Genomic DNA, 7,061 nt, shown 5'->3' on the forward strand with positions numbered 1-7,061 from the left:
TATGACTGCCCGACTTGCCGTCGATATCGGCGGAACGTTCACCGACGTCGTCCTCGAGCGAGGCGACAAGGCCCATGCCATAAAAGTCCTGACCACGCCCGACGCGCCCGAGCGGGGCGTGATCGAGGGCGTGCGCACCATCCTGGCCGAGGCCAAGTGCCCGCCGTCCGAGGTCAGCCTGGTCGTGCACGGCACGACGCTGGCCACCAACGCCCTGATCGAGCGCAAGGGCGCGCGCACCGCGCTTCTAACCACGGCGGGCTTCCGCGATTCGCTGGAGATCGCCTGGGAGCACCGCTTCGAGCAGTACGACATCTACATGGAGCGGCCCGATCCGCTGGTGTCGCGCGACCTGCGCTTCGGCGTGCCCGAGCGCGTCGCCGCCGACGGCGCCGTGCTTCTCGCGCTCGACGAGCAGGCGGTGCGCCAGGTCGCGGCCGAGCTGCGCGCCCAGAAGATCGAGGCGGTGGCGGTGTGCTTCCTGCACAGCTTCACCAACGAGGCGCACGAGCGGCGCGCCGGCGCCATTTTGGCCGAGGAGCTGCCCGGCGTGGCGATCTCGCTCAGCTGCGAGGTCTGCCCCGAGATCCGCGAGTACGAGCGCACCTCGACCACCATCGCCAACGCCTATGTCCTGCCGCGCATGGCGGGCTATCTCGGCGAGCTCGAGGCCAATCTGCGCAAGGAAGGCATCGCGGGCCCGCTGCTGCTGATGATGTCGTCGGGCGGCATCACCACCGTCGAGACGGCGCAGCGCTTCCCGGTGCGACTGGTCGAATCCGGACCGGCCGGCGGCGCGATCCTCGCCCTCACCGTCGCGGCGGAGAACGGCATCGACAAGGCCGTGGCCTTCGACATGGGCGGCACCACGGCCAAGCTCACCCTGCTCGACGATCTCGAACTGCAGCGCTCGCGCCAGTTCGAGGTGGCGCGTGCCTACCGCTTCGTGCAGGGCAGCGGGCTCCCCGTCCGCATCCCCGTGATCGAGCTGGTCGAGATCGGCGCCGGTGGCGGCTCGATTGCCCGCATCGATGCACTGGGCCGCATCCAGGTCGGACCCGATTCGGCGGGCAGCGTGCCCGGCCCGGCGAGCTACGGCCGCGGCGGCAGCGAACCTACGGTCACCGATGCCGACACCGCCTTGGGGCGCCTCGATCCCAAACGCTTCGCCGGTGGCGCCATCCCGCTCCATCGCGACAAGGCCGAAGCGGCGCTGCAGTCGCTGGCGGGTCCGCTCAACACCAACGCCCAGGGTGCGGCGGCCGGCATCGCCGAGATCGTCGACGAGACCATGGCGAGTGCCGCCCGCGTGCACGCCGTCGAGAACGGCAAGGATACGGCCGAGCGCACGCTGATCGCCTTCGGCGGCGCGGCGCCGCTGCATGCCGCGCGCCTCGCCCGCAAGCTCGGCATGAAGAAGGTCGTGGTGCCGGTCGGCGCCGGCGTCGGCTCGGCCTTCGGCTTCCTGCGCGCGCCCATCGCCTACGAGGTCGTGCGCACGCGCCATCTCAGGCTCGACCTGTTCGACGCCAAGACCGTGAACGGCCTGTTCACCGCCATGCGCGAGGAGGCGGAGGCCGTGATCCGGCTGGCAGCGCCCAAGGAAAAGCTGGTCGAGACCCGCCAGGCCTTCATGCGCTATCGCGGCCAGGGCCACGAGATCGCGGTGCCGCTGCCCAACCAGGCGCTCGACGTCGACGCGGCCCGCGAATTGCGGCGGCGCTTCGAAGAGACCTATGAGACGGTGTTCGGCCGCATCATTCCCAAGCTCGAGGTTGAGGCGCTGACCTGGACGCTGTCGCTCGCCACCGACCGGCCGCTACCCAGGCCCGCGGCCGAGGCCAAGGCAGCTGGCGCGCCCAAGGCGAACGGCAGCCGCGAAGTGCTCGACCCGGCGTCGGGCCGGCATGAGCAGGCCGCCATACACGAGCGCGTGTCGCTCAGCCCCGGCATGTCGCTCGACGGGCCGGCATTGATCGTCGAGGATGGCACCACGACCGTGGTGCCGCAGGGATTCCAAGCCCGCATCAACGCGCTGGACCAGATCGTGTTGGAGGATCGCGCATGAGCACGCCTTCGGATATGCGCCTGCAGGTGATGTGGAACCGCCTGCTGAGCGTCGTCGAGGAGCAGGCCCGCGCCCTGGTGCGCACCGCCTTCTCGACCAGCGCGCGCGAGGCAGGCGACATCTCGGCCGGCGTGTTCGACCTCGACGGCCAAATGCTGGCGCAGGCCGTCACCGGCACGCCGGGCCACGTCAACTCGATGGCGCGCAGCGTCATTCACTTCATCCGCGAGTTCCCGGTCGAGACGATGAAGCCGGGCGATGCCTACGTGACCAACGATCCGTGGAAGGGCACCGGCCATCTTTACGACATCGTCGTCACCTCGCCTGCCTTCCACAACGGCAAGCTGGTGGCGCTGTTCTCCTGCACCACGCACGTCGTCGACATCGGTGGGCTCGGCCAGTCGCCCGACGGAAGGCAGGTCTATCACGAAGGCCTGTTCCTGCCGCTGCTGCCCCTGATGCGCGAAGGCAAGATGGACGAGAGCGTGATGCGCATCGTGCGCGCCAACGTGCGCGAGCCCATCCAGGTCGAGGGCGACCTGCATGCGCTGATCGGCTGCAACGGCATCGGCGAGAAGCGGCTCTCCGACATGATGACCGAGCACGGCATCGACACTCTCGACGAGCTCGGCCGGCACATCATCGACAAGAGCCGCGCCGGCATGGTGGCGGCGATCGGCAAGCTGCCGCGCGGCACCTGGAAGGGCCACATGCGCATCGACGGCTACGACGCGCCGATCGACCTGCATGCCGCCGTCACCATCAATGCCGACCATATCGCGGTCGACTACGCCGGCACCTCGGGCTCGTCGATCTACGGCATCAATTCGCCGATGTGCTACACTGAGGCCTACACCGCTTTCGGCATCAAGTGCATCGTGGCGCCGACCATTCCCAACAATGCCGGCACGCTCGATTCGATCCTGGTGACGGCGCCCGACAACACCATCGTCAACGCGCTGTTCCCGGCGGCGGTCAACGCCCGCAGCACCATCGGCCACATGCTGCCCGACGTCTGCTACGACGCCCTGCACCAGGTGATCCCGGGCAAGGTGCCGGCCGAGGGCACCAGCAATCTGTGGAACCTGAAGCTCGGTGCCGGCCACGGCATGACCGGCACGATCGGCAACAGCCGGCCCTTCATGGTGACGACCTTCCACTCCGGCGGCGCCGGCGCGCGGCCGAACCTCGATGGCCTTTCGGCCACGCCCTTCCCGTCGGGCGTGCGCAACGTGCCGGTCGAGATCACCGAGACGATCGCGCCCGTCGTCATCTGGAAGAAGGAATATCGCCCCGACTCCGGCGGCGCTGGCGAGCATCGTGGCGGATTGGGCCAGGTGATGGAGGTCGAGCATCGCGAAGGCGCGCCCTTCGGCATCTTCGCCACCTTCGAGCGTGTAAAGCATCCGGCGCGCGGCCGTGACGACGGCAAGACCGGCGGCAACGGACGGCTGTCGCTGGCCTCCGGCACCGAGCTCAAGGCCAAGGGCTTCCAGACCATTCCCGCGGGCGATCGCCTGGTGGTCGAGATGCCGGGCGGCGGCGGCTTTGGCGATCCGAAGAAGCGCGACCGCAAGAAGGTCGAGCGCGACGTGCGGCTGGGCCTGGTCAGCAAGGAGCAGGCGAGAACCGCGTACGGGCTCGAGGGCGACGACTAGGGTCAAAACCCATAAAGTCTTGAGCCATCGCGTCTGCTTCTGACCCGCTTTCGGACATCACCGACGTCGAGCGATACGTCCGAGAAGGGCCAACATGCGACATGGCGGCGACAGACAAAGTTCAAAGAATTGCTTCACCCTCCGATTGTGCCGCTGCTGCTTTATGTTTTCGAGGCGAACTCGTTCTTCCAATAATTTGATTTATGCACCAACAGCAGGACGGGCCGTCGCTTTGCGGCGCCGTGTCGATGCCCCTGCAAGGCAAAACGACGAAGATGGCCGGGTCGTCGCTTACGCCGGCAAAAGTCCAGCCGAACGATAGCTGTCGATCATCGCGTCGAAGAGCGAGATATCCGAGCGACCTCTCGCGAAGAGCTGCGCGCCTGCAACGGCGCAATAGATTGCTCGAGCCCGCGCCTGGCTTTCCTTAGATTTGACGACTCCAGCAGCAGACAGGAGCTTGCTAAGCCACGCCACATTAACGTCGGCAAAGGCCTGAACCTCCTTCTTCACCGTGTCCGGGAGGTCGTCATATTCCGCAGCCATGAAGCTGCAAAGGCACATGCGGTTGTCGCTCGAAAGCGACTTACGAAAAATCTCGGGGTAGCGACGCAGAGCTCTGAGCGGATCAGGCGATTGGTCCGATATAGCTTCAAGGTCCACGACAATATCTTCCCAGTAGCGCTTCGCTACCGCTGCCCCGAGATCGGCCTTGGTCGGGAAGTGATGATAGATGCTTGGTGCCTTGATGCCGACTTCGGCGGCGATGTCTCGGAAGTTCAGGCCAGTGTAGCCATGCGCCATCGCGGTCCGTTTTGCTGCTGCAAGAATAACTTCCTTCGAACCTGCGCTCACTGGGCCTTTCCTTTTTGTTAAAACCCAACCAAGTGGAAGGTAGGGCTTGACGGCATCAGTTGAAAAGCCCAAACCAAAGCTACCAACCACTTGGTAGATACCGGACGGCAGCGCCGGCCGACCTTCCTGGCCGCCTACGCGGATCGTAGCAGCGGCGTGCCAGAACTGGATAACCGGCCCTAACCCAATCGCCTCAACAACCCGTCTCTAAACCCACCTAAACAAAGGAGAATATTATGCCGTTTGCACGTATCGATCTGCTCAAGGGCAAATCTTCAGACTATCGCGCCAAAGTCGCCGACATCGTGTACGAAGGGATTGTCGGCGTCCTCAAGGCTCCGGATGGCGACCGCTTCATCGTTGTCAATGAGCACGCGCCAGAGAATCTCATCTACGATCGGCACTTCCTTGACATGGATCGGTCGCCTGACTTCATTCTGATCCAGGTGACCAGCACCGTCGGTAACACCAAAGAACTGAAGTTTGCTTTCTACCGGCAGATCGCCGACGAACTCACCAGCAAGCTCGGCGTACGCCCTGACGACATCATGATCAACATGGTCTTCGTCAACAAAGAGGACTGGTCGTTTGGCAAAGGCCAGCCCTGGTAATTGCCTGCTCCGAGCTTCTCCCCGGCCGGGGGGTCAGCAATTGGCTCCCCGGACACAGTGGGATCGCTCGGACTCAACCAATCTGCCCGTTCCTAATATTTTGATTTCTGCACCCAGGCCAAAGCAAGCGCGAGGTCCGTTCTGGGTCAGAAGCTGAAGTGACAGTAGATCCGCGTTATGACCGCCTTACCCTTGGAAGCGGACACCCTCTCACCTTACTGTCGCTGCATGATTTCTCGAAGGAACGTTCTCTTGGGCCTTGCTGCTGCAGCTACGACCGGATGCGGCGCCCGTCAGACGCCCCGTCAGGCCTCCGTGGCGCCGGATCAGTATCTGCAAACTCCAGCACCCCAATATCCGCCGGCTGAATATCCACCGCCTGAGTATCCGATCGCGCCAGCACCGACGAGCCGCGCAACCCAGGGACTGGACGCGGTGATCGACCTTAGCGCACACACCGCTGTCTCCGATTTCCGGCTGGTACGCGCGAGCAACATCCTCGCCGTCATCCACAAGGCGAGCGAAGGCGACTTCTATGCCGACTCCGCGTGTGCCGCGCGACGGCCGCAGGCCGAGGCTGCGGGACTACTGTGGGGCACCTATCATTTCGGCAAGGGCGATTCGCCCGGCGCGCAGCAGGCAGCTTTCTTCCTGGACTCTTCCCGACCCATCCAAGGGACTCTCCTCGCCCTGGACCTCGAGGCCAATGAAGGCGATCCCTCGAACTCCATGACGCTCGACCAGGCCGAGGCGTTCGTGCAGGCGGTGGCCAGCGCTACGGGCCGGTTGCCGCTCGTCTACGTGCATCCGACCTGGGCCAACGGCCGGATCACGCCCGACTCGATCCTCGCGCGCTGCGGCCTTTGGGTCGTCGACTACCATGCCTCGCCTGAGATCCCGCTGGCCTGGGCAAGGAGCGGTTGGCGGCTCTGGCAATATGCCAGCGACAACTATGCGGGCCGCCGCGCTCACGGCCACACCAGAATCGTCCAAGGCGTCGACCGCTGCGATCGCAACTTGTTCAATGGTGACGTGGCTGCGCTTCACCGGTTCTGGAACGCCGCCGCTTGATCGGACATGTTGGTTCTCAGGGGCGGCGCTTCGAGCTGTCGGAAACGCCGCCGCGACAAGGTCAAATGTCCGCTTCGGGTCATTGGCGTCGCCCTCAGCGATAGATGGCTCCCATCGACTTCCGCTATGCCCAGTTTGCGACCGAAGCCAGGCGAGACAAGGCGGGGCAGACTTTATGGGTTTTGACCCTAGACGGGCTGGCTTCAGCGTTTGACGATGCGCCGTCCCGTCGGCCGCACCGTGGCACAGGTGGGAGTGCCGTCCTTATCAGTGCCAATGACTGTTGTTTCGATGACGCCGCCGCTCTTGGCGGCACGATCCAGCAGGTCGTTCCCAATGTCGTGGATGTCGATCTTCATCCGGCGCGACCACGGCGAGGAAGGGTCGCCGGCATACTGGCCGACACGAATGTAGACAAATCGCCGTAACGGACCTTCGCGCCGCACCTGGTCGCCGAAGAATTTGGGGCCCGGCCCTACGCGGACTTGAAGATCGAATACGAGCGGCTCGCCCTCACGCGAACATTTCGGATCGAGCGGCGATTCATCCTTTGCCTGAAGGCTGTGGAGCACGCCGATGACCGGCTGCTCGATAGTGATTCGCAAATTGATCACGTTCTGATCTGTCCGTGCCATGCGCGTTTATAGCTCAATGGGGCAGATCGGAGTGAGAGGACTGCCTCTCCCTGACCTCATATCCCTCCCCCGTCATACCAGGGCTATCGCATATGACTGCAAAACCCCGTCATCCCGACCGGAGCCGAGCGTAGCGAGGCGGAGCGGAGGGACCTGTTTTTTC

Annotated in this window: 6 protein-coding genes; 4 read left to right on the forward strand and 2 right to left on the reverse strand. The window is 64.5% G+C overall.

What is annotated here, in order from left to right:
* The first annotated feature begins 1 nt into the window (after position 1).
* Both RSO01_RS23340 and RSO01_RS23345 read left to right on the forward strand, forming a co-directional pair.
* Positions 2-2,068, forward strand: coding sequence for a hydantoinase/oxoprolinase family protein (locus tag RSO01_RS23340; protein ID WP_147151868.1), 2,067 nt, complete (start codon positions 2-4; stop codon positions 2,066-2,068).
* Positions 2,065-3,726, forward strand: coding sequence for a hydantoinase B/oxoprolinase family protein (locus tag RSO01_RS23345; RefSeq protein ID WP_147151869.1), 1,662 nt, complete (start codon positions 2,065-2,067; stop codon positions 3,724-3,726). Before RSO01_RS23340 ends, RSO01_RS23345 begins: the two co-directional genes overlap by 4 nt.
* Positions 3,727-4,017: 291 nt before the next feature.
* Here the strand turns inward: RSO01_RS23345 and RSO01_RS23350 are convergent, their stop codons facing one another.
* Positions 4,018-4,581, reverse strand: coding sequence for a TetR/AcrR family transcriptional regulator (locus tag RSO01_RS23350; RefSeq protein WP_147151870.1), 564 nt, complete (start codon positions 4,579-4,581; stop codon positions 4,018-4,020).
* A 236-nt stretch (positions 4,582-4,817) separates the two neighbouring features.
* Between RSO01_RS23350 and RSO01_RS23355 the strand changes: the two genes are divergently transcribed.
* Together RSO01_RS23355 and RSO01_RS23360 are read left to right on the forward strand one after the other, a co-directional pair.
* Complete coding sequence (locus tag RSO01_RS23355; RefSeq protein WP_147151871.1) at positions 4,818-5,192, forward strand: tautomerase family protein; 375 nt, start codon at positions 4,818-4,820, stop codon at positions 5,190-5,192.
* Between the two features lie 315 nt (positions 5,193-5,507).
* Positions 5,508-6,263: a glycoside hydrolase family 25 protein gene (locus RSO01_RS23360; RefSeq protein ID WP_170303297.1), complete on the forward strand. Its 756-nt coding sequence runs from the start codon at positions 5,508-5,510 to the stop codon at positions 6,261-6,263.
* A 203-nt stretch (positions 6,264-6,466) separates the two neighbouring features.
* Here RSO01_RS23360 and RSO01_RS23365 read toward each other — a convergent pair whose 3' ends face one another.
* Positions 6,467-6,898 carry a DUF5990 family protein gene (locus RSO01_RS23365; RefSeq protein ID WP_147151873.1) on the reverse strand — a complete coding sequence of 144 codons (432 nt, stop codon included), beginning with the start codon at positions 6,896-6,898 and terminating at the stop codon, positions 6,467-6,469.
* Positions 6,899-7,061: the final 163 nt, after the last annotated feature.

The sequence above is a fragment of the Reyranella soli genome, assembly GCF_007992495.1.
GTDB lineage: Bacteria > Pseudomonadota > Alphaproteobacteria > Reyranellales > Reyranellaceae > Reyranella > Reyranella soli.

Excerpts from the sequence above, each read along its gene's own strand:
- RSO01_RS23345 (WP_147151869.1), top strand. The coding sequence starts at position 2,065 with ATGAGCACGCCTTCGGATATGCGCCTGCAGGTGATGTGGAACCGCCTG.
- RSO01_RS23340 (WP_147151868.1), top strand. The coding sequence starts at position 2 with ATGACTGCCCGACTTGCCGTCGATATCGGCGGAACGTTCACCGACGTC.
- RSO01_RS23355 (WP_147151871.1), top strand. The coding sequence starts at position 4,818 with ATGCCGTTTGCACGTATCGATCTGCTCAAGGGCAAATCTTCAGACTAT.
- RSO01_RS23365 (WP_147151873.1), bottom strand. The coding sequence starts at position 6,898 with ATGGCACGGACAGATCAGAACGTGATCAATTTGCGAATCACTATCGAG.